Genomic DNA, 20,040 nt, shown 5'->3' with positions numbered 1-20,040 from the left:
CCAAGCAATCTGCGACCCGAACGGGATCAGATTGCGGTGACTGTGAAGACGACACGCACCGAAAATTTGCGACTCACAAACCATCACATGCCCATTCGCTGGAGTGTCCTAACCGACGCGCCGGCACACCGAATTTCTTGACGACCATAGAGCATTGGAACCACCTGATCCCATCCCGAACTCAGCAGTGAAACGATGTATCGCCGATGGTAGTGTGGGGTTTCCCCATGTGAGAGTAGGTCATCGTCAAGATTCATTCCGAAACCCCTGATTGCGCATGCAGTCAGGGGTTTTGTCTTTTAGGCTCAGGAAGGTACCTGCGGTAGGCGCGCGCTCGGCCAGCTTCCCCCACTCAACGCCGTCCAGCCCGTGTGCTCACATCCACCCATACGGCCAGTACCAGGATGCTGCCTTTGACGATCATCTGCCAGTAGCTGTCGACATCCAGCATCGACATGCCGTTGTCCAGGCTGGTGATGACCAGTGCCCCGAGTAAGGCGCCGTAGACGGTGCCGGAGCCGCCGCGCATCGAGGTGCCACCGATGAAGCAGGCGGCGATGGCGTCCAGTTCGCCCATGCTGCCGGCCGAGGGCGATCCTGCGGCCAGGCGTGCGGTGTTGACGACACCGGCCAAGGCGCACATCAGGCCCATGATGCCGAATATCCACAGCTTCACGGCCTGCACGTTGATACCGGAGAGGCGTGTGGCTTCCATGTTGCTGCCCACCGAATAGACCCGGCGCCCGAACACGGTCTGGCTCGTCACGTAGCTGAACACGCCCAACAGAATCAGCAGCAGCAGTACTGGCACGGGAATGCCGTCGTAACTGTTGAGCGTATAGACGAACCCGGCCAGCACCGCGCCAATCAGTACGATGCGCAGAATGTCACGCACCCATGAATGTGCCGCCAGGCCATGGAAGGCGCGATTGCGGCGTTGTTTCCAGGTCAGGAACAAGGTCAACGCGAACAGCACAATGCCCAGGCCAGCGCCGACCGCATGCGGCAGGTAGCCTTGGCCAATGTAGACCAGTTCCGGCGAAACCGGAGCGATGGTCGTCCCGCCGGTGATCCCCAGCAGAATCCCGCGAAACGCCAGCATGCCGCCCAGTCCGACGATGAAGGACGGGATGCGCAGGTAAGCGGTCATGTAGCCATTGGCGAGGCCGATCATCAGGCCGCACAGCGCAACGATACTCAGGTTCGCCAACAGCGGTATGTGGTAGATCACGTCGAGAATTGCCGCCAGGCCGCCCAGCAGGCCGAGCAATGAGCCGACCGAGAGATCGATCTCGCCGCTGATGATCACCAGCACCATGCCGCAGGCCAGAATCCCGGTAATGGACATCTGGCGCAGCAGATTGGAAAGGTTGCGCGGGGTCAGAAACCCGCCTTCGGTCTGCCAGCTGAAGAACAGCCAGATGATCGCCACGGCGATCACTAGCGCGAGCATTTTGTAGCGGGTGAACAGCTGTTTGACCTGGTTCATCTAGGCGGACTTCCGATTGTTATTGTCGTGGCCGGCGGGTTGGCTGAGAGCGGCGGCAAGCAGCTGTTCCTGAGTCAGCTCGTGATTGATGAAGTCACCGCGCAACTGGCCTTCGCCGATCACGAGCACCCGGTCTGAAACACCGAGCACCTCGGCCAGTTCCGAAGACACCATGATGATCGACACCCCTTCTGCCGCCAGGGCGCCCATCAGCTTGTAGATCTCGTACTTGGCGCCGACGTCCACGCCCCGCGTGGGCTCGTCGAGAATCAGCACCTTGGGTTTGGTCAGCAGCATCTTGGCCAGCACGGCCTTCTGCTGGTTGCCGCCGGACAGGCTGGTGATAGGCAGGAACGGGCTCGCGGTCTTGAGGTGCATGCGGGCGATTTCATGGTCGATGCTGTGCAGTTCGGCTTCGGCGTCGATCCGGGTCAGCTTCGCGTAGTTGTCCAGCACCGCCAGCGTAATGTTCTGACCGACGCCCAGGTCCGGGATGATGCCTTGGCGCTTGCGGTCTTCAGGCACCATGCACAGCCCGGCGCGGATGGATTTGAGTGGCGTGCGGGTGTCGATCGGTTGGCCGTTCAGCCAGACTTCTCCTTCGTGGCGACCGAGATAGGCACCAAAGAGTGCCGAGACCAGCTCCGTGCGCCCGGCGCCTACCAGCCCGGCAATGCCCAGGATTTCGCCGCGTTTGAGTACAAATGAAATGTCGTCGACCCGTTTTCGCTTCGGCGTGTCGACGTCGTAGCAGGTGACGTGTCTCGCCTCGAAAATCACTTCGCCAATGTCGTGCGGCTCGGTGGGATACAGGTTGCTCATTTCCCGGCCGACCATTTGGGTGATGATTCTGGGGATGTCCATGTCGGCCATGGCCGTGGTCGCGATGTGTTTGCCGTCACGAATCACCGAGATGGTGTCGCACACGGCAGCCACTTCATCGAGTTTGTGCGAGATATAAACGCAGGCAACCCCCTTGGCCTTGAGGTCGCGAATGATGTCCAGCAGCACCTCGATTTCCGAGCGGGTCAGGGCCGAGGATGGCTCGTCGAGAATCAGCAGGCGCGCCTGCTTGTTCAGCGCCTTGGCGATTTCCACCAGTTGCTGGTAGCCGCCGCCATATTGCGAGACCGGCAGAGACACGTTCATGTCCGGCACTTTCAGTTCGCGCATCAGGGCTTCGGCACGACGGGTCATGGCCGGGTAATTCATGCGGCCACCAGGTAACGTCAGTTCGTGGCCCATGAAGATGTTTTCGGTCACCGACAGGTCGGGAACCAGCGTCAGTTCCTGGTGGATGATGACGATCCCGGCGGCTTCGGTCTCGCTGATCGACTGCGCCTTGAGCGGCCGGCCGTCCCAGACAATCTCGCCATCCCACGTGCCGTGGGGGTAGACCGCCGACAGCACTTTCATCAGCGTGGACTTGCCGGCCCCGTTCTCGCCGCACAGACCAACGCACTCACCGGCCCTGACCTTGATGTCGATGCCGTTGAGCGCTTTTACACCGCCAAAGGTTTTAACGATGCCGTTCATTTGCAGTAGATAGTCGGACATGACGAGGGCTCACACATAAACAGGCGGAAATAGCCGAAGCTCATGCAGGAGCGAACTTGTTCCGGGCGGCGATCCGACGAAGACGGAATTACATCCAGTACCCATGCAGGCTGGACAACCGCCATCTTCGGTATCGCCGTCGCGAGCAAGCTCGCTCCTACACGTGCAGAGCCGGCATTCAGCAAAGGGCAACGCTCAGATCACTTCCCGGCGAGCTGCGCCTTGGTGTAGAACCCGTCCTTTTCCAGCAGGTCGATGTTGTCTTTGGTCAGCGGCGTTGGAGTGAGCAGGATGGTGTCGACCTTCTTGCTGCCGTTGTCGTACTGCGAGCTGTAGGCAGGTTTCTCGTTACGTGCCAGTTGCACTGACAGTTTGGCGGCTTCGGAGGCGATCAGCTTCAGTGGCTTGTAGACGGTCATGGTCTGAGTGCCATCGATTACGCGCCTGACCGCTGCCAGATCGGCATCCTGCCCCGAAATCGGCACCTTGCCGGCCAGCTTCTGCGCGGCCAGTGCCTGGATCGCACCGCCCGCAGTGGCGTCGTTGGAGGCCACGATGCCATCGATCTTGTTGTTATTCCGGGTCAAGGCGTTTTCGACAATGCTCAACGCTTCGGTGGGGTTCCACTCCTTGACCCACTGCTGACCGACGATCTTGATATCCCCTTTGTCGATGGCCGGTTGCAGCACCTTCATCTGTCCTTCGCGCAGGATCTTGGCGTTGTTGTCGGTAGGTGCGCCGCCCAGCAGAAAGTAATTACCCTTGGGCGCTGCCTGGAGCACACCGCCGGCTTGCAGCTCGCCGACCTTTTCGTTATCGAAGGAAATGTAGGCATCGACATCGGCGTTGAGAATCAGGCGGTCATAGGACACGACCTTGATCCCGGCCTTCTTGGCTTCAGCGACAGCATTGGTCAGCACGGTGGCGTTGAATGGCACGATGACGATCACATCGACGCCACGGGAAATGAGGTTCTCGATCTGGGAAATCTGCTTCTGCTCATTGGCATCGGCCGATTGCACAAACACCTTGGCATTCATTTTTTCCGCCGCTGCAACGAAGTAGTCGCGGTCCCGAGACCAACGCTCCAGTCGCAGGTCATCGATGGAAAATCCGATCTTTGGGTTGGCGGAATCGGCCATGGCCGGAATCGACAGCAGCGCCAAAGCACTGGCGATTAATGTGCGTTTAACTGTGTTCATTGTGGTGCGTCCTTTTATTGTTGTTCGAAGACACTGCCTGACGATGTGTATCGTGCCGGTAGAACTGTAGAGAATCGCCAGGCGCCAGGGGCACAGATTTGTCGCGTGAATGTAACCAGATCGTCGGACCGGCTCTGGCCCTCAGCGATAGATGAATTGGTTGACGACGTTTTCCAGCATTTCCTGCCGGCCGCTGACGGGTTGCGGGTTCAGCTCGCTGGCGAAGGCATGCTCGGCCAGCGATTCCAGGCTGTACTCGCCGGCCAGCAGTGCCTGACCCAATGGCTGCTGCCAGCCGGCATAGCGCTGATCCTTGAACTGCTGGAGGCGATCGTTCTGCAACATGGCGGCGGCACGTTCCAGGGACAGGGCAAGGACATCCATCGCCGCGACATGGCCGTGAAACAGATCGACCTCATCAAGGCTCTGGCGGCGGACCTTGGAATCGAAGTTGAACCCGCCATTCCTGAAGCCACCGGCCTTGAGGATTTCATAGGTGGCCAGGGTCATCTCTTCGACACTGTTGGGAAACTGGTCGGTATCCCAGCCGTTCTGCGGGTCACCGCGATTGGCGTCGATGCTGCCGAAAATTCCCAGTGCGGCGGCAGTCGCGATTTCATGGTGGAAGCTGTGGCCGGCCAGCGTCGCGTGGTTGGCCTCGATATTGACCTTGATCTCGTTCTCCAGGCCGAACTGCTGGAGAAAGCCGAATACCGTGGCGCTGTCGTAATCGTATTGATGCTTGGTCGGCTCCTGAGGCTTGGGCTCGATCAGCAGGTCGCCCTTGAACCCGATCTTGTGCTTGTGCTCGACCACCATGCGCATGAAACGGCCCATCTGCTCGCGCTCGCGCTTCAGGTCGGTGTTGAGCAATGTTTCGTAGCCTTCGCGGCCGCCCCACAACACGTAGTTCGAGCCTTTAAGGCGCTGGGTGGCGTTCATCGCACTGAACACCTGGGCAGCGGCGCAGGCGAACACTTCCGGGTCCGGATTACTGGCCGCGCCTGCGGCAAAGCGCGGGTTGCTGAAGCAATTGGCCGTGCCCCACAACAACTTGACCCCGCTCTGTTCCTGATGGCGCTCCAGATGGTCGATCATCTGCGCAAAGTGGTTGCGGTACTCCTTCAACGAACTGCCTTCCGGGGCAACGTCGGTGTCGTGGAAGCAGTAGTAGTCGATCCCCAGTTTGCTGAAAAACTCGAAAGCGGCCTCCGCCTTGGCGATGGCTAGTTCCATCGGCTCGCCCGCGCGCTGCCAGGGACGCTTGAAGGTGCCTGCGCCGAACACATCCGAGCCGGGCCACACGAAGGTGTGCCAATAGCAGGCGGCCATGCGCAGGTGCTCGCGCATGGGTTTGCCCAGAACGATCCGGTCGGCGTCATAGTGGCGGAAAGCAAGGGGCGAATCGCTGGCGGGACCTTCATAGCGAATCCGGTCGACCTGTGGGAAGTACGGCATGGGCAATGTCCTTTCTTGTTCTTGGCGGTGTCTCGATACTAGCAACGGCCCTGCGGCTGCCGATTACGAAAATCACCAAGCGGTGGTGCGATTTTGAACTAGGCTGTGCCCATCACCTCGTGGGCCTATGACAATGAAAACCGTACCGCCCGTGCACCGCATTGCGCTGTTGTTCAACGGCAGCAAGATTTATGACCGCGGCATTATCAGCGGCATCGGTAATTACCTGAGCAGTACTCGTGCATCCTGGGACTTGTTTCTCGAGGAGGATTTCAACTGCCGGTTGAAAGGCATCGAGCGCTGGCAAGGTGACGGCATCATTGCCGACTTTGACGACCCGTTGATCGGCGAGGCGCTGGCCGGCATTCGGTTGCCGGTGGTAGCGGTGGGCGGCTCCTATCAGGACGAGCGCGCCTACCCCAAGGGCATTCCATACGTCGCCACCGACAACCAGGCGCTGATGACACTTGCCTACGAGCATCTGGTCGAGGCCGGGCTGATGCGCTTTGCCTGCTTCAGCCTGCCGGAAACCCAGGCGAATCGTTGGGCACAGGAACGGGAAAAAGCCTTTCGCACCTTGATGCATCGCGATGGCGTGCGTGCCGAGGTCTATCGGGGCATGGGCACCAGCGCGCCGCTGTGGGACAGCGCTGTCGAGCAACTGGTTGCCTGGCTGCGCAGCCTGCCCAAGCCCATCGGCATCATTGCGGTTACCGACGCCCGCGCCCGGCAACTGCTGCAAGCCTGCCTGACCGCCGGGATCGCCGTGCCGGAACAGGTGGCGCTGATCGGCATCGACAATGATCCGCTGACCCGCAGCCTGACCCGCGTGCCGCTCAGTTCCGTCAGTCAGGGCACCGAAACCATGGGCCGCACCGCCGCGCGCCTGCTGCATCAGATGCTGCACGGCATGCCGTGCGCCGGGACACAGATCCTGATCCCGCCTGATTCGATCAACGTGCAAGTGTCGAGCCTGCACCAACCATTGGGCGACCCCTACGTGATGCAGGCGCTGCTGTTCATTCGCCAGTATGCCTGCCAGGGCATCAAGACCGCGCAGGTGGCGGCTTATGTCGGCGTGTCGCGTTCGTCCCTGGAATCGCACTTTCGCAAAGTGCGAGGCTGCACCGTGCATGACGAGATCCTGCGCTTCAAGCTGGCGGCCGCCGCCAACGGGTTGAAGAACCCTGCTTCAACCATTGCCGACACGGCTCGCCTCTGCGGCTTCAAGTCTGCGCAGTACTTGCACACCGTCTTTCGTCGCGAATTCGGATGCACGCCGCGTGAGTACCAGCACGGTGCTGCTGCAGCGTTTTGAGTGGTCAGGGCAACACGATCTGGAATCGCACTCCGCGCGTTTTGCCGCTGCAGCGCTGGCTGGGTTATATATTTGCCGAATGGTGAACCCGCTCGACGATGAGCGGGTTAGCGGCAAACTTCTTGAACAAGAATCGGACTATGGCTGGGTACGGCTCAAAGTTGCGCCTTCAGCACGCAGTTCATTCAGAAACCATTGCGGTTCCGAAAGCAGTTCAGGCAGATAAAGGCCGGGGAGTGCGGGAGCACCTTTGTGCAACCCCAAGGCGGCGGAAAGGGAGAGCACCGCACACAGCCCGGTGAGCGATGCCTGGCCGTGCTTGAACTCCAGTGTTGAGCGCACATGCGCGGTCTGCCCGTTGCGGGCGCCTTCGACCTCCACGACAATCTCGGCCGCGGCCGGTCCGCCTTTGCGGCGACTGGACGATTCGTCGGTGATCAGATCCAGGCGAATGTCGGCCGCGGCGGTGGCTGCATGCAGACTGATGATGTCGAAAGGCGAGTAGGCATCAGCGGTCAGCACTCGCCCGTCGATGGCCGAGAAAGTGCCTTTGGCGTCCTCTTCGCTGATCCACGTTCTGCGACCCTCCTTGAAGACCAGCGTGGCGGGCGCGGAAGTGCGCTCCATGTCTTCATAAGCCAATGGCCCGGCCGGGTCTTCGCTGTCGAGCAGCACGCCGATGCGGATCGATTGGACGCGGTCGAGATCCCTGGCACTGTCGAGCGCCAGAAACACTGCTGCGCCGGCCGCCCATTGGCTGGCCAGCACCACCGGCGCGGCTTTGGGCCGATGCGCGAAATGCGCCACCTCCGGCCCCATTTCCACCAGCCCGTTGCCGATATTCAGGTAAGGCACGCCGTGCTCCTGTGCGTACCGTAAACCGTTGAGCGCATCGTCAGGGCCGAGCATCATCACGCCGCCTGCGCGGATGTCGTCATCCAGGCCCATTTGCGGCTTGTCGAGGTCGATGGCGACAGCGCGAGCAGCGCCCACTTGTTCGGCGAACTCGGTGGCGGCCTGCACGTTGCGTCCGCCAATGAGTACGCAAAGGTCAGGATGGCGCTTGCGAAACCACTTGACGGCTGCGCGACCGACCACGCCTGATCCGCCGACGAAAAGTATGGGTGATGTTGTCATGATGTAATCCTCGAGTTGATTACGGGGCGAAGAAGCGTTCCGGTGGCTCGGGCCAGTATCGCGGCATTGAAAGACGGCTTCTTCGGGGTTAACCTACTTTTGGTAGGTGACCTGACAAGGTTTAGCCTACTAAAGGTAGGAATGCAAAGGAATCGGATGAAATGAACCACGGCAAGCAGGATGCGGTTGCGCAGGAAACCGGTGGGCGACGGTTATCCAAAGCGCAGCGCAAGCTCCAGTTACTGGAGAACGCGCGGCTGATCGTCCGGGAGGAGGGGGCCGACCGGCTGACCCTTGGCCACCTGGCCATATGCGCAGGGGTCTCCAAACCCGTGGTCTACGATCACTTCCCTTCTCGGTCTGCGCTGTTGATCGAGCTGTATCGATGGATGGATCTGGAGCAGATCAGGCTGTTTCAGGACGCAATGGCGGTCGGCGAGCATAGCGCTGATGAAGCCGTGGACATGCTCGCCATTGCCTACATCCGGTGTGCCGCCGACATGAATGGAGAGGTACACGCGGTCGGCGCCGCGTTGGCCGGCAGCGAAGAAAAAGCACTGGTGTTTCAGGAGTTGCTGGAAAACTGCGTTCAGATGTTCGTGGCGGTATTGAAACCGCACAGCAGGTTGCCGGCAGAGCAACTGCAACGCTGCTGCGTCGGCTTGGTGGCCGCGGGTGAGGCGCTTGCGGCAGCGGTGGTGCGCGGCAGTGTCGACGAGCCCCAGGCGTGCGAGGCGTTTGCCTCACTGATCGGCGGCGCGTTGGGCAAAACGGTACAGTGAAACGCAAGAGGCGAGGATCGCAACGGGCCGCTGCGCGCAGCTTCCGGGGTCAGCAGCCTGCTGAAGGAGCGCTCGCGCGCCGTCCTCGTGAAGTGAATTGGCTCATCACAGCTCTCCTATACGATCCAGCTCACGCTTGAACTGCTCTGGTGTCAGTGCGCAATGATCGAGCCTGAAGAATGCTTCGAGGCGTCTTCTGATGTGTACGACTGTGGCATCGAATGCCGCCTGCACCTGCGCGGCTGTTCCCTGCACATCGGAAGGATCGGCCAGACCCCAGTGGCTTTTGACGGCTGGACCGAAGAAGACCGGGCAAGGTTCGCCTCCTGCTTTGTCGCAGACAGTGATCACCACATCCGGTGGGGAATCGCAAAAGACGTCCGAGCCTTTGCTGTAGAGACCTGCGGTGTCAATTTCCAGCTTTTGCAGAGTGTCGATGGCGCGCGGATTGAGCACCCCACTGGGAAAACTTCCCGAGCTCACCGCGCAAAAACCCTCCGGTGCCAGGTGATTGAACAACCCTTCAGAAAGAACGCTCCGGCAGCTGTTGGCCGTGCACATGAACAACACTTTCATGGATGTCTCCTAGAGGGGAATGCTCAGGCGCAGTGCCAGAGCCGCCAGCGTCGCAAGCAGGATGGGCAAGGTGAGGATGCTGCCGACTCGCAAGTAATAGCCCCAAGTGATACGGATATTCTTTTGCGCCAGAACGTGAAGCCACAGCAGTGTGGCCAGACTGCCGATGGGAGTGATCTTCGGTCCCAGATCGCAGCCGATGACGTTGGCGTAGATCATCGCCTCCCGCACCAGCCCCGTCGCACCACTTCCCTGAATGGACAAGGCGCCAATCAGCACACTGGGCATGTTGTTCATGACCGAGGACAACAGCGCCGCGGTGATTCCCGTCCCTACGGTTGCAGCCCAGACACCGTGCTCTGCAAAAATGGTCAGCACGTCTGAAAGCGCGTCGGTCAGTCCCTGGTTGCGAAGGCCATAGACCACCAGGTACATACCCAGCGAAAACACGACGATTTCCCAAGGCGCGTGCCTGATGACCTTGCGGGTGGAAATGATGTGCCCTCTGCCGGCAATGATCAGCAGGATCACTGCGCACGCTGCGGCAACGGCACTGACAGGGATGCCCATAGGTTCCAGCGCGAACAGGCCCGCCAGCAGCAGAGCGAGTACCCACCAGCCGGCTATGAAGGTCGCGCGGTCACGAACAGCGGCCTGTGGTCGCTCCAGTTGGGCGGGGTCATAAAGTGCGGGAATGTCCTTGCGATAAAAAAGCCAGAGCATGAGCAGAGTGGCGGCGACCGCCACGAGATTTACCGGCCACATTACCGAGGCGTATCGTGCGAAACCCACGTCGAAGAAGTCCGCTGAAACGATGTTCACCAGATTGGATACCACCATCGGCAGGCTGGCAGTGTCAGCGATGAACCCTGCCGCCATCACGAATGCCAGTGTGGAGGCAGGGCTGAAGCGCAGCGCTGTCAGCATCGCTATGACGATGGGGGTAAGGATAAGTGCGGCCCCGTCGTTGGCGAACAGGGCTGAAACGGCTGCGCCGAGCAAGATCATCAAGGCAAAAAGACGTCGGCCTTTCCCGCCTCCCCAGCGGGCGACATGCAGCGCCGCCCAGTTGAAGAACCCTGCTTCATCAAGCAGCAGGCTGATGATGATCACGGCAATGAAGGTCGCGGTCGCGTTCCAGACGATATGCCACACCACCGGGACATCACCCAGGCTGACCACACCCGTCAGCAGTGCCAGCAGGGCGCCGGCTGTCGCACTCCAGCCGACGCCCAGACCGGCCGGCTGCCAAATGACGAGCAGAAGCGTTAGTACAAAAATCGACGCGGCAATGAGCATGCTTGGGTTCCGGATCAGAAGGTCAGCAGCAAGAGGCCTGGCGTACAGGCCTGTCTTGCATGCAAGCCAACCGTCCTTGCTGGTCGTGGAGCCAGGACGGGTGGGCTTGCGCGGTTATTTGCAGAACATCCAGTGCCCATTGTTCGAGCGCCGGATGCAATCGGTAGTAAACCCACTGACCTTGCCGGCGATCGGCCAGCAATCCGCAGGCGCGAAGCTGCGCCAGGTGCCTTGACACCTTTGACTGATTGTCATCCAGCGCCCAGATCAACTCGCAAACGCACAGCTCGCCCTCGGTAGAAAGCATGAGCATGATCCGGGCGCGGGTCTCGTCGCCCAGGCATTTGAAGAAGGTGTGGGGTGCCAGCGGCATGACGCGCGACTCAGTATATGTGGATAAACGAATATCCAGATATAAACACACGGCGCCTGTTTATGCAAAATCGCTTGAGCATCAGAGCACGGGCAGCGCAGAGCGCCTCAGGCGTGAGTGATCAGCCCGTCGCCTGCGTCGCGCCGCGCAACCGCCACGCATCCCGGGCAGGAGGCAGCCCGAACATGCGCAGGTAATGGCGGCTGAATTGCGACGGGCTTTCATAGCCGACCCGGTAGCCGGCGTCTGCGGCGTCCAGCGCTTCGGCTACCATCAGCCGGCGGGCTTCCTGAAGGCGCAACTGGCCACGGAATTTCAACGGGCTCATCGACGTGACCGCCTTGAAATGGGTGTGGAACGTCGAGCGGCTCATGCCTGCAAGATCGGCAATGTCGTCGATCCGGCAGGGTTCGCTGTAGTGGCTGCGCAACCAGGCAATGGCTTTGGCGATCTGATTCAGGCGACTGTCGGCGCGGGCCAGCTGCCGGATCAGGCTATTGCCGTTGCCGGTCAGCAGCCGATACAGCATTTCGCGAACCACCAGCGGCGCCAGCGCGTCGATATCCTCGGGCGTGTCCAGCAATCTGGCGAGCCGTACCGCCGCATCCAGCAGTTCGGGGCTGGTGTCGTTCAGCGCAATGCCCGTCACGGGCACGTCGGGGTTCTGCTCCTGAGTCGGATAGCGCAGGGCCAGGTCACTCAGTTCGGTCATATCCAGATTGAGGACCAGGCACAGGTAAGGCTGCGTCTGGCTCGCGACGATGACCGAACCCATCACCGGCAACTCCACGGACGCCACCAGGTATTTTGCAGGGTCATAGACATAGGCCGTGGTGCCGAGCATCGCTTGCTTGCGCCCTTGGGCGACCAGACACAGCGTCGGCTCGTAGACCGCCGGCATGGGCATGGTCGGTGCGGCCGAACGAACCAGGCTGACGCCCGGAATGGTGGTTTGATAGACGCCGTCGGCAGGCGCGTGACGAGCGATGATATCGACCAGTATCTCCAGGGAGTCCATGCCTTCTCCTGTGTTCATTCGTGTGTATTCATTCCACGCATACCGGCGACGAAAGACCAGTGTTGCATATCCGTTCCGGGCCCGTCGCGAGCAAGCTCGCTCCTGCAGGCAAATCGGCGCCGTATCTGTGTGCCAGCCGGATGATCGTACAAGGACACCGGACAATCCGGCTACAGCCGACCGCGCGTTCCAGCGCAGACTCATCCCCTGCCCATGACCTCAAGGAGTACTTATCATGCGTTCATTACGTTCCTGGCGTGCCCGATGGTTCATGCTTGCATCCCCGGTTCTGCTGAGCAGTGTCTTGCTGTCGAGCATGGCCAGTGCCGATTCGGCGGCCAGCGCCGAGGTCCGTAACAAGCAGATCGTCAACCAGGCGTTCGACCGCTGGGCCGCAGGCGGCACCACGTTCTTCAGCGATATTGTGGCACCGGACGTCAGTTGGACCATCAAAGGCTCCGGCCCCAGCGCCGGCCACTTCCAGGGCCGCGACCGCTTTATCGAGCAGGCTGTGCGCCCCTTCGTATCCCGCCTGTCCAGTCCGGTAAGACCGGTCAGCAAACAGGTGTGGGCCGATGGCGATCACGTAGTCATCCACTGGGACGGCAAGGCCACCGCACGCGACGGCCAGCCCTACCACAATAGCTATGCGTGGATTTTTCGCATGCAAGACGGCAAGGCGGTGGAGGTCACCGCGTTTCTCGACCTCACGCCTTACGACGATGTGCTGCGGCGGATTCCGGCGACGGCGAGCGAGTAACCTCGTCAGTCCTAGCGATTTTTGCATTCGGCCTTCACCACCTGACAGGTATGGGGCGTGCCGCCGGATCGACCCGCGTAGCGCATGCAGTTATTAAGGGATTTCTGACGCGCGATGCTCAGCGTCGACCCCCAGGCCAGGCCGCCCACACCATTGCTGGGCAGTGCCTTGGCGTAACAGTTCGAGCCGACAAGGGGAACGTAATGGCGGGTGACGACGGCTTTGCCGGAGCATCCGGCCGCGAGCGCCACGTTGAGAGCGAGCAGCCAGGCCAAGGCCCACGACGGGCAAGGGGGCGCTGTTGAGTCGTTCATCCTGTTTCCCCGTATCCAAAGGATGAAGAGTGTCTGTTTTGGGCCCTGAACAGGTTAGACGTTGCGACGCGGATCTTGGATGCAGTTCGGCGGATCGGGGGAAAGGCGCATCGACAGGCTGCCGGGCTCGGCAACGCCAGGCCCAGCAGCATGGCCGAATCAATACTTCCAGGTAACCGACGCGGTCAGATTGCGCGGTGCGCCGTAGTTGGCGCTGGTGCCGCTTTTGAGCGACATCAGGTATTTGCGGTCGGTGAGGTTGTTCAGGTTCAGCGACGTGTTCCAGTGCTCGTCGATGTCGTAGCTGGTCAGCAGGTCCACCAGCGCGTAGGCGTTCTGCCGCGCTGCGCTGTTGGTTTCATCCTGCACGCCGCTCTGCCAGCTCAGACGACCGCCCACCTTGACTTGCGGCAGGCCTGGCAGGCGATAGGTCGCCATGCCGCGCACGCTGTGAGTCGGTACATACTTGCGGGCTTCATCGCCGTTGGGGTCTTCGATCTTCACGAAGGTGTAGCCGGCCAGCAGATCCAGGCCGGGCAGGGCTTCGCCGGCTGCCTGAAGTTCGATGCCATGGCTCTTGTAGTCCACGCCGTTGTAGATGTACTGAGTGCCCACTTGACCGGCATATTCGGTCACGTTCTGCTGCTTGGTCTTGAACAGCGCGGCAGTCAGGTTCAGGCGCTCATCCAGGACATTGCCTTTCACGCCGACTTCCATGCTGGTCCCTTCCAGCGGATCGATCAGGCTGCCATCGGTGCCGAGCACGTATTGCGGGCTGTAGATCTGGGTCCAGCTGCCATAAACGCTCCATTGGTCATTCAGGTCGTAGACCAGCCCGGTGTACGGGGTGACCTTGCCGTGCTCGCGGGTGTGATGCGACGCGCCATAGTTTTCGCCTTTGCCGTCAGCGCTGAGCATGCGGGCGCCGATGATCCAGTGCAGGTCATCCAGCAGACTGAAACGCGCACCGGCATACAGGCTTTTCTGGGTGTCCTGGAAGTTGCCCATGTTGTCGGCGTCGGTGTAGTCCAGCCCCGGTCGCGGAATGTTGCCGGCCAGGGCGTCGGACAGGTTGGTCGAGTAGTAACCGGAGTCGTTGATGTTGTAGGCACGCTCCTTGTGATGAGTGCGACCGTAGTTCGCGCCGAACGTCAGTTGATGCTCGCGGCCGAACAGGCTGAACGGCCCCGAGACCTGTGCTTCGCCGACCAGTTGATGCTCCTTGCTGGAGGTGTCGGTGGCGTAGCTGGAACCCACATCACCCGTCACGCTGGAGATGTAGTACATGTCGGTGTCCTGGTACTGGGTGACACCAGTCACTGTGACCTTGCCGTTCCAGCCGTTGCCGAAATCATGGTTCAGCTCGGCGAAAGCGCGCTGGGTATGCAGGTTCCAGTAGGTCCAGTCCTGGCCGATGCTGGAGCTGCGGCTGCTGTAGTGAATCGCGTTACCGGAGCTGTCCACCAGCGGCAGGTTGCCCCAGGTGCTGCCGTTGGCGTCGCTGTTGTGCTGGGAAAAACCTACGGTGAGCGTATCCGCATCCGACAGATCGAACGCCAACAGACCGGCCGCCACGTTGAGTTCATGGCTGTAGCGGTCGAGATACGAGTTGCCCTTGTCGTGGGCATAGATGAAGCGGCCGCGCACGTTGCCGGTCGGAGTCAGCGGCCCGGAAACGTCTGCCTCGATGCGGCGGTTGTCCCAGGAGCCGGCGCTGGCGCCGATCCTGGCCTGGAACGTGTCGGTCGGCCGCTTGCGCACGAAATTGACCGTTGCCGACGGATTGCCGGTGCCGCTCATCAACCCGTTGGCGCCGTGCAGCACGTCGATCTGCTCGTATTCCGCCAGGTCCTGCTCGCCGACCAGTGTGCCGCCGGCGAACGGCATGCCCATGCCGTCGTACTCGAAACTGTCGATGGTGAAGCCGCGGGAGGTGAATTCCGTGCGATCGGTTTCAATCTGCTCGACAGTGACCGAAGGGGCCGCACGCAAGGCGTCGCGAATACCGTTGAGTTTGAAGTCGTCGATCTGATCGCGCGTGACGGTGGTGACTGCCTGCGGCGTTTCCTTGTCCGTCAGGCCCAAACGTGTGGTGCTGGCAACCGGTTTGCCCTGATAGCCGCGGCTCTGGCCGTCCGCCTGTTGGCTGCTGCTCTGGATCTGTGTTTCAGGCAGGGTGATTTCATCGGCAGCATGGACCAGCGGCAGAGCGCCGCAGGCACCGACGAGCAACAGGCGAGTGGAGAGTCGAGGTTTCAAAGGTTGTTTCCTGAGAGTGGTGGATATGGATGAAAAAATTGCAACACGAAGCAGGTGCAGAAAGAGGTCGCTGGATGCCGCTTTTCCCGCAGTCGTGCGTGCGTTGCGTAGGGCGCGACCCTGGTCGCGAACAGGCCGCCCGGTTTTCACCGATCAGAATCGGCGGGCAGCGCCGCGCACCTTTCGCAAGGCGTCAGTGTGAATGTGTTTGATAAGCTTTCTTATTCAGTTTGTCAGATTGTTTCGTTATGTAAAACCCATGGCTGACAACTTTTTAACGGATTTTTCACACTTTCCGCACCGCGCGGGGCGTTGAGCTAGAGGGGGCGAGGGCAAATCGGCGAGTGTGCAGAGCATGACGACGGCGATCTGTAACCAGCGGTGAATAGGCGCTGCGCCCAAGGGACCGGGTTCCTGGGCTACGCTTTTGAACACTGCGATCATTTGCTGATCACCGAGGCAAAATGCGTGGCGCACGGAACCGGGCAAGAGAGGTTCGGGCATCAGACGTTCGTGCACCGCCCTGAATGCTGGAGCCGCTCACCATGCAGCCGCGCGTTGCGGAGCCTGACTGGTCCAACTGCCCACTGGAAACGCTGGTGGCGTGTCACGAATGCGACTGGCTCATGCACAAGCGCCCGGTCGCCTGTGGCGAGCGAGCGCAGTGCCCGCATTGCGGCTTCGAGTTGTACAGTCATCGACCCCGAGTGCTGCGCCGCTGCCTGGCGCTGACGCTGGCGGCACTGCTGCTGTTTATCCCCGCCAACTTTCTGCCCCTGATGACCTTGAACCTGCTGGGCCAGCACACTCAGGACACCGTCTGGGCCGGTGTCCAGGCCTTGTGGCGCACCGGTATGCCTGAAATCGCCGTGCTGGTGATGCTGTGCAGCATGGTCATTCCGCTGGTCAAGCTGCTGTCTGTGTTGCTGGTGCTGTTGAGCATCCGCTTCGAGCAGGGACGCGCCGTCGGTTTGCTGTTGTATCGCCTTTATCACCATTGTCGGGAATGGGGGATGCTGGAGATCTACCTGATGGGCGTGCTGGTTTCCATGATCAAACTCGCCGGGCTGGCGCAGATCGCGCTGGGCGTCGGACTGGCTTGTTTCATCGGCTTGCTGTTGCTCCAGGTCTGGCTGGAAGTGACCCTGTCTTCGCACCAGGTGTGGGAGGCGCTGTCGGGGGAGAACGGCCATGCGTGCCATTGACGCCGGAATCGTGGTCTGCGCTGATTGCCATCAACTGGCACGCCTGGCGTCGGTCGCAGCATCCCGCTGTTCGCGGTGCGGAGCCCGGCTTCATGTGCGACGGCCCGACAGCCTGCGCCGGACCTGGGCACTGCTGCTCACTGCGCTGATTCTGTATTTCCCCGCGAACCTGTTGCCGGTCATGACCGTGCAGAGCATGGGCAGCGGCCAGCCGGACACCATCATGTCCGGGGTGCTGACGCTGATCCGCCTGCAGATGTGGCCCATCGCGGCGGTGGTGTTCGTCGCCAGCATTCTGGTACCGACCTTCAAGCTGGTCGGCATGGGCCTGCTGCTGTATTCGGTCCAGCGCCATCTGCCCATGTCCGCGCGGCAGCGCATGGTGATGTTTCGCTTCATCGAATGGATCGGACGCTGGTCGATGCTGGATATCTTCGTGATCGCCATTCTCGTGGCGCTGGTGGATTTTGGTCACCTGGCATCCATCGAAGCGGGCTATGGCGCCGTAGCGTTCGCCAGCGTGGTGGTGCTGACCATGCTCGCAGCGCTGGCCTTCGACCCCCGGCTGATCTGGGACGACCAACGCTCTGACCGCAGAGAACCGCAGCATGGCTGACACTGACCCCTCGGTTCCGACCATACGCCCGGCGTCCAGCTGGTCGCTGATCTGGGTGCTGCCGATCCTCGCGTTGCTGATCGGCGGCTGGCTATTGTGGCGGGCCTACGACCAGGCCGGTGTGGAAATCGAGGTGATCTTCGCCACCGGTGAAGGTCTGCAGGCGGGCAAGACCGAAGTCATCTTCAAGGGCATGCCCATCGGCAAACTCCAGCACCTCACGCTGGATGAAAGCGGCGAGCGACGCGGGGTCATTGCCACGCTGGAAATGGACAAGCGCGTCGAGCCCTACCTGCGTGAGCGCACCCGGTTCTGGCTGGTCAAGCCCAGCGTGACCCTGGCCGGTGTTTCAGGGCTGGAGACGTTGATGTCCGGCAACTACATCGCCGCCAGCCCCGGTGACGGTGAGCCTGCGCGCAAGTACATCGCCCTGGCCGAGCCGCCACCGCTGGCCGATACCTTGCCCGGTCTGCACCTGACCCTGCGCGCCGAGCGGCTGGGCTCGGTGAGCCGTGACAGCCTGGTGTTCTACAAGCAGATCCCGGTCGGCCGGGTCAAAAGCCACAGCCTGGCTGCCGATCAGAACAGCGTTGATATCAAGATTCTCATCGACCCTGAATACGCCTCGCTGGTGCGCCGCAACACCCGCTTCTGGAACGCCAGCGGCGTGACAGTCGACGCCAGCCTGAGCGGCGTGAAAGTGCGCACCGAATCGCTGGCCAGCATCGTCACCGGCGGCATCGCGTTTGCCTCGAAGGATCAGCAGCATGATCCGCCGCTTGGCGATCCTGTACAGCCATTCACCTTGTATGACGACTTCGACGCTGCGCAGGTGGGCGTGACGATCAATGTACGTTTTCCGGACTTCGAAGGGCTGCAGGCCGGTCACACGCCGGTGATGTACAAGGGCATTCAGGTGGGAACGCTCAAAACGCTGGTGGGCGTCGATGACCTGACCAGCGCGGCCGCGCAGTTGACCCTGGACCCGCGCGCCGAGCCTTATATGGTCGAAGGCACCGAGTTCTGGCTGGTCAAGCCGAGCATTTCCCTGGCGGGCATCAGCGGCCTGGAAGCGCTGGTCAAAGGCAATTACATCGCGGTACGGCCCGGCAAGAAAGGCGCGCCGCCGGCCCGGGATTTCGTCGCCCGCGCCAAGCCGCCGCCGCTGGACCCGCGCGCGCCGGGCCTGCACCTGGTGCTGTACGCCGGCGCGCTGGGCTCGCTGGAGGTCGGCAGTCCCGTGCTCTACAAGCAGATCAAGGTCGGCTCGGTGCAGAGTTATCAGCTGAGCCGGGACCGCAGTCAGGTCGCGTTCGGCGTCCACATCGAGCCGGACTACGCGACCCTGGTGAACAGCTCGACGCGTTTCTGGAATGCCAGCGGCGTCACCCTCACCGGCGGGCTGTCCGGTATCAAGCTCAAGAGTGAATCGCTGCAAAGCCTGCTGGCCGGCGGCATCAGTTTTGAAACGCCGGACCCGACCGCCAGAACGTCAGCCCGCAAGGTGCAGCGCTTCAACCTGTTCGCCGACCGCGAGAGTGCCATGAAGCCCGGAATGCTCATCGACATTCACTTGCCCGATGGCGAAGGGCTGCGCCCCGGCGCGCCGATTCGCTACAAGGGGCTGGATATCGGCAGCGTCGAGAAGATGGAGTTGACGGCCAATTCCGCCGGCGTGGTGCTCAAGGCGCGCATTACCGAAGGGGCCGAGCGGGTGGCGCGGGCGGGGACGCAGTTCTGGGTGGTCAAGCCGCAACTGGGGCTGACCCGCGCCGCCAACCTGGAAACCGTACTCACCGGGCGTTACGTGCAGGTCATGCCTGCGCCGCGGCCCGGCGCGGTGCAGACCACGTTCAACGTGTTGCCCGCGCCGCCCGCGCTCGATGAGCCGGAGCCGGGTCTGAACCTGATCCTCAGCGCCGCGCGACGCCGCTCCATCAAGCCCGGCGTGGCGGTGACCTACCGGGAAATACCGGTGGGCAAGGTCACGCGGGTCGAGCTGGGTTCCACGGCCGACCGTGTGCTGATCCACATCGTGATCGAACCGCGCTACGCCGTGCTGGTGCGCACCGGCAGCCGCTTCTGGCACGCCAGCGGGTTCGGCTTCGATTGGGGACTGACCAAAGGCGCGAGCATTCGCACCGAATCGGTCGAATCGTTGCTTGAAGGCGGCATTGCCTTCGCCACGCCCGACACGCCGCAGATGGGCAAGCCTGCCCAGCCACGGCAGATCTTCGCCCTGATGGACGAGGCCGAAGACGAATGGCTGGGCTGGGCACCCAGAATCCAGCTCGCCCCGTGAGCATCGGGCCGTCACCCACAGGTCAAGTCGATGAAGAAGTGGTGGAAGCAGTACCTCGCCTTGCTGGACCAGGACCTCAGCGCCAAGGTGTTCGACAACATCAAGAACCTGCTGGTCTGCGCGCTGCTGTTCGCCGCTGGAACCAGTGCATTGCACGGCGAACATTCGGTGTTTCTCGGCCTGCTCGACGTGCGCGTTACCGGTTGGGGGCTGATCGTCATTTCGGCGATCCTGATGCTGCTCAACATCAGCGACGGCTTGCACCGCGTGGCCCGGCTGCGTTACCACACGGTGATTCAGGTCGGGGTGGGTATTGCCTACCTGATCATCGCCTTGAGAATCGTCGAGATCGTGTGGAGTTTTCGTGCGCAATGA

General features: G+C 61.4%; 18 protein-coding genes and 1 rRNA gene. 8 read left to right on the top strand and 11 right to left on the bottom strand.

Annotated elements, in window-relative coordinates:
- Nucleotides 1-136: 136 nt before the first annotated feature.
- Nucleotides 137-252, top strand: a 5S ribosomal RNA gene (gene rrf, locus EGJ27_RS12900).
- 100 nt (nt 253-352) lie between these two features.
- Here rrf and EGJ27_RS12895 read toward each other — a convergent pair.
- From EGJ27_RS12895 to xylA, 4 genes are all read right to left on the bottom strand, one after another.
- On the bottom strand, nt 353-1,489 hold the full coding sequence (locus EGJ27_RS12895) for a sugar ABC transporter permease (protein WP_125831120.1): 1,137 nt from the start codon (nt 1,487-1,489) through the stop codon (nt 353-355).
- The gene (gene xylG / locus EGJ27_RS12890) at nt 1,490-3,046 is read right to left on the bottom strand and encodes a D-xylose ABC transporter ATP-binding protein (protein WP_125831119.1); all 1,557 of its coding nucleotides are present in this window, start codon (nt 3,044-3,046) and stop codon (nt 1,490-1,492) included.
- A gap of 200 nt (nt 3,047-3,246) precedes the next feature.
- On the bottom strand, nt 3,247-4,248 hold the full coding sequence (xylF, locus tag EGJ27_RS12885; RefSeq protein WP_125831118.1) for a D-xylose ABC transporter substrate-binding protein: 1,002 nt from the start codon (nt 4,246-4,248) through the stop codon (nt 3,247-3,249).
- A 141-nt stretch (nt 4,249-4,389) separates the two neighbouring features.
- Nucleotides 4,390-5,706: a xylose isomerase gene (gene xylA / locus EGJ27_RS12880; protein ID WP_125831117.1), complete on the bottom strand. Its 1,317-nt coding sequence runs from the start codon at nt 5,704-5,706 to the stop codon at nt 4,390-4,392.
- Between the two features lie 133 nt (nt 5,707-5,839).
- On the opposite strand from xylA, the gene EGJ27_RS12875 reads away from it, so the two are divergent.
- Nucleotides 5,840-7,024: a XylR family transcriptional regulator gene (locus EGJ27_RS12875; protein WP_125831116.1), complete on the top strand. Its 1,185-nt coding sequence runs from the start codon at nt 5,840-5,842 to the stop codon at nt 7,022-7,024.
- Nucleotides 7,025-7,162: 138 nt separating this feature from the next.
- Here the strand turns inward: EGJ27_RS12875 and EGJ27_RS12870 are convergent, their stop codons facing one another.
- Nucleotides 7,163-8,161 carry a hypothetical protein gene (locus EGJ27_RS12870; RefSeq protein ID WP_125831115.1) on the bottom strand — a complete coding sequence of 333 codons (999 nt, stop codon included), beginning with the start codon at nt 8,159-8,161 and terminating at the stop codon, nt 7,163-7,165.
- Nucleotides 8,162-8,322: 161 nt separating this feature from the next.
- On the opposite strand from EGJ27_RS12870, the gene EGJ27_RS12865 reads away from it, so the two are divergent.
- Nucleotides 8,323-8,943, top strand: a complete 621-nt coding sequence (locus EGJ27_RS12865) for a TetR/AcrR family transcriptional regulator (RefSeq protein ID WP_125831114.1) — start codon at nt 8,323-8,325, stop codon at nt 8,941-8,943.
- A 105-nt stretch (nt 8,944-9,048) separates the two neighbouring features.
- On the opposite strand, the gene EGJ27_RS12860 is transcribed toward EGJ27_RS12865, so the two are convergent.
- The 4 genes from EGJ27_RS12860 to EGJ27_RS12845 form a co-directional block, all read right to left on the bottom strand.
- The gene (locus EGJ27_RS12860; RefSeq protein ID WP_125831113.1) at nt 9,049-9,519 is read right to left on the bottom strand and encodes an arsenate reductase ArsC; all 471 of its coding nucleotides are present in this window, start codon (nt 9,517-9,519) and stop codon (nt 9,049-9,051) included.
- Between the two features lie 9 nt (nt 9,520-9,528).
- Complete coding sequence (locus tag EGJ27_RS12855) at nt 9,529-10,818, bottom strand: arsenic transporter (protein ID WP_125831112.1); 1,290 nt, start codon at nt 10,816-10,818, stop codon at nt 9,529-9,531.
- Between the two features lie 22 nt (nt 10,819-10,840).
- Nucleotides 10,841-11,191, bottom strand: a complete 351-nt coding sequence (locus EGJ27_RS12850) for a metalloregulator ArsR/SmtB family transcription factor (RefSeq protein WP_125831111.1) — start codon at nt 11,189-11,191, stop codon at nt 10,841-10,843.
- Between the two features lie 121 nt (nt 11,192-11,312).
- The gene (locus EGJ27_RS12845) at nt 11,313-12,227 is read right to left on the bottom strand and encodes an AraC family transcriptional regulator (protein ID WP_256672794.1); all 915 of its coding nucleotides are present in this window, start codon (nt 12,225-12,227) and stop codon (nt 11,313-11,315) included.
- Between the two features lie 217 nt (nt 12,228-12,444).
- Here EGJ27_RS12845 and EGJ27_RS12840 point away from each other — a divergent pair, with 217 nt between their 5' ends.
- On the top strand, nt 12,445-12,969 hold the full coding sequence (locus tag EGJ27_RS12840) for a nuclear transport factor 2 family protein (protein ID WP_218568055.1): 525 nt from the start codon (nt 12,445-12,447) through the stop codon (nt 12,967-12,969).
- 11 nt (nt 12,970-12,980) lie between these two features.
- On the opposite strand, the gene EGJ27_RS12835 is transcribed toward EGJ27_RS12840, so the two are convergent.
- Both EGJ27_RS12835 and EGJ27_RS12830 read right to left on the bottom strand, forming a co-directional pair.
- Entirely contained in the window at nt 12,981-13,283 is a 303-nt protein-coding gene (locus EGJ27_RS12835) for a hypothetical protein (protein WP_125831110.1), read from the bottom strand.
- Between the two features lie 159 nt (nt 13,284-13,442).
- The gene (locus EGJ27_RS12830; RefSeq protein ID WP_371920852.1) at nt 13,443-15,542 is read right to left on the bottom strand and encodes a TonB-dependent siderophore receptor; all 2,100 of its coding nucleotides are present in this window, start codon (nt 15,540-15,542) and stop codon (nt 13,443-13,445) included.
- Between the two features lie 545 nt (nt 15,543-16,087).
- On the opposite strand from EGJ27_RS12830, the gene EGJ27_RS12825 reads away from it, so the two are divergent.
- The 4 genes from EGJ27_RS12825 to EGJ27_RS12810 are packed head-to-tail and all read left to right on the top strand — an operon-like array spanning nt 16,088 to nt 20,040.
- Nucleotides 16,088-16,747 (top strand): paraquat-inducible protein A, encoded by a 660-nt coding sequence (locus tag EGJ27_RS12825; protein WP_125831109.1) that lies wholly within the window; start codon nt 16,088-16,090, stop codon nt 16,745-16,747.
- A complete protein-coding gene (locus EGJ27_RS12820) occupies nt 16,734-17,363 on the top strand; it encodes a paraquat-inducible protein A (RefSeq protein WP_125831108.1) in 630 nt (209 codons plus the stop codon). The genes EGJ27_RS12825 and EGJ27_RS12820 overlap by 14 nt, the downstream gene beginning before the upstream one ends.
- A complete protein-coding gene (locus EGJ27_RS12815; RefSeq protein ID WP_125831107.1) occupies nt 17,356-19,665 on the top strand; it encodes a PqiB family protein in 2,310 nt (769 codons plus the stop codon). The genes EGJ27_RS12820 and EGJ27_RS12815 overlap by 8 nt, the downstream gene beginning before the upstream one ends.
- Nucleotides 19,666-19,695: 30 nt before the next feature.
- Nucleotides 19,696-20,040, top strand: a complete 345-nt coding sequence (locus EGJ27_RS12810) for a hypothetical protein (RefSeq protein ID WP_125831106.1) — start codon at nt 19,696-19,698, stop codon at nt 20,038-20,040.

It is taken from the genome of Pseudomonas sp. v388 (genome assembly GCF_003935425.1).
Lineage (GTDB): Bacteria > Pseudomonadota > Gammaproteobacteria > Pseudomonadales > Pseudomonadaceae > Aquipseudomonas.
Note: the sequence above shows the minus strand (reverse complement) of the source record. Positions and strands in the feature narration are given on the sequence as shown.

Bases quoted from the DNA above. Each gene is read 5' to 3' on its own strand.
- EGJ27_RS12895 (WP_125831120.1), bottom strand. From the start codon at position 1,489: ATGAACCAGGTCAAACAGCTGTTCACCCGCTACAAAATGCTCGCGCTA.
- xylG (WP_125831119.1), bottom strand. From the start codon at position 3,046: ATGTCCGACTATCTACTGCAAATGAACGGCATCGTTAAAACCTTTGGC.
- EGJ27_RS12840 (WP_218568055.1), top strand. From the start codon at position 12,445: ATGCGTTCATTACGTTCCTGGCGTGCCCGATGGTTCATGCTTGCATCC.
- EGJ27_RS12835 (WP_125831110.1), bottom strand. From the start codon at position 13,283: ATGAACGACTCAACAGCGCCCCCTTGCCCGTCGTGGGCCTTGGCCTGG.
- EGJ27_RS12860 (WP_125831113.1), bottom strand. From the start codon at position 9,519: ATGAAAGTGTTGTTCATGTGCACGGCCAACAGCTGCCGGAGCGTTCTT.
- EGJ27_RS12845 (WP_256672794.1), bottom strand. From the start codon at position 12,227: ATGAACACAGGAGAAGGCATGGACTCCCTGGAGATACTGGTCGATATC.
- xylF (WP_125831118.1), bottom strand. From the start codon at position 4,248: ATGAACACAGTTAAACGCACATTAATCGCCAGTGCTTTGGCGCTGCTG.
- EGJ27_RS12820 (WP_125831108.1), top strand. From the start codon at position 16,734: ATGCGTGCCATTGACGCCGGAATCGTGGTCTGCGCTGATTGCCATCAA.
- EGJ27_RS12850 (WP_125831111.1), bottom strand. From the start codon at position 11,191: ATGCCGCTGGCACCCCACACCTTCTTCAAATGCCTGGGCGACGAGACC.
- EGJ27_RS12875 (WP_125831116.1), top strand. From the start codon at position 5,840: ATGAAAACCGTACCGCCCGTGCACCGCATTGCGCTGTTGTTCAACGGC.
- EGJ27_RS12870 (WP_125831115.1), bottom strand. From the start codon at position 8,161: ATGACAACATCACCCATACTTTTCGTCGGCGGATCAGGCGTGGTCGGT.
- EGJ27_RS12815 (WP_125831107.1), top strand. From the start codon at position 17,356: ATGGCTGACACTGACCCCTCGGTTCCGACCATACGCCCGGCGTCCAGC.
- EGJ27_RS12810 (WP_125831106.1), top strand. From the start codon at position 19,696: ATGAAGAAGTGGTGGAAGCAGTACCTCGCCTTGCTGGACCAGGACCTC.
- EGJ27_RS12865 (WP_125831114.1), top strand. From the start codon at position 8,323: ATGAACCACGGCAAGCAGGATGCGGTTGCGCAGGAAACCGGTGGGCGA.
- EGJ27_RS12855 (WP_125831112.1), bottom strand. From the start codon at position 10,818: ATGCTCATTGCCGCGTCGATTTTTGTACTAACGCTTCTGCTCGTCATT.
- EGJ27_RS12825 (WP_125831109.1), top strand. From the start codon at position 16,088: ATGCAGCCGCGCGTTGCGGAGCCTGACTGGTCCAACTGCCCACTGGAA.
- xylA (WP_125831117.1), bottom strand. From the start codon at position 5,706: ATGCCGTACTTCCCACAGGTCGACCGGATTCGCTATGAAGGTCCCGCC.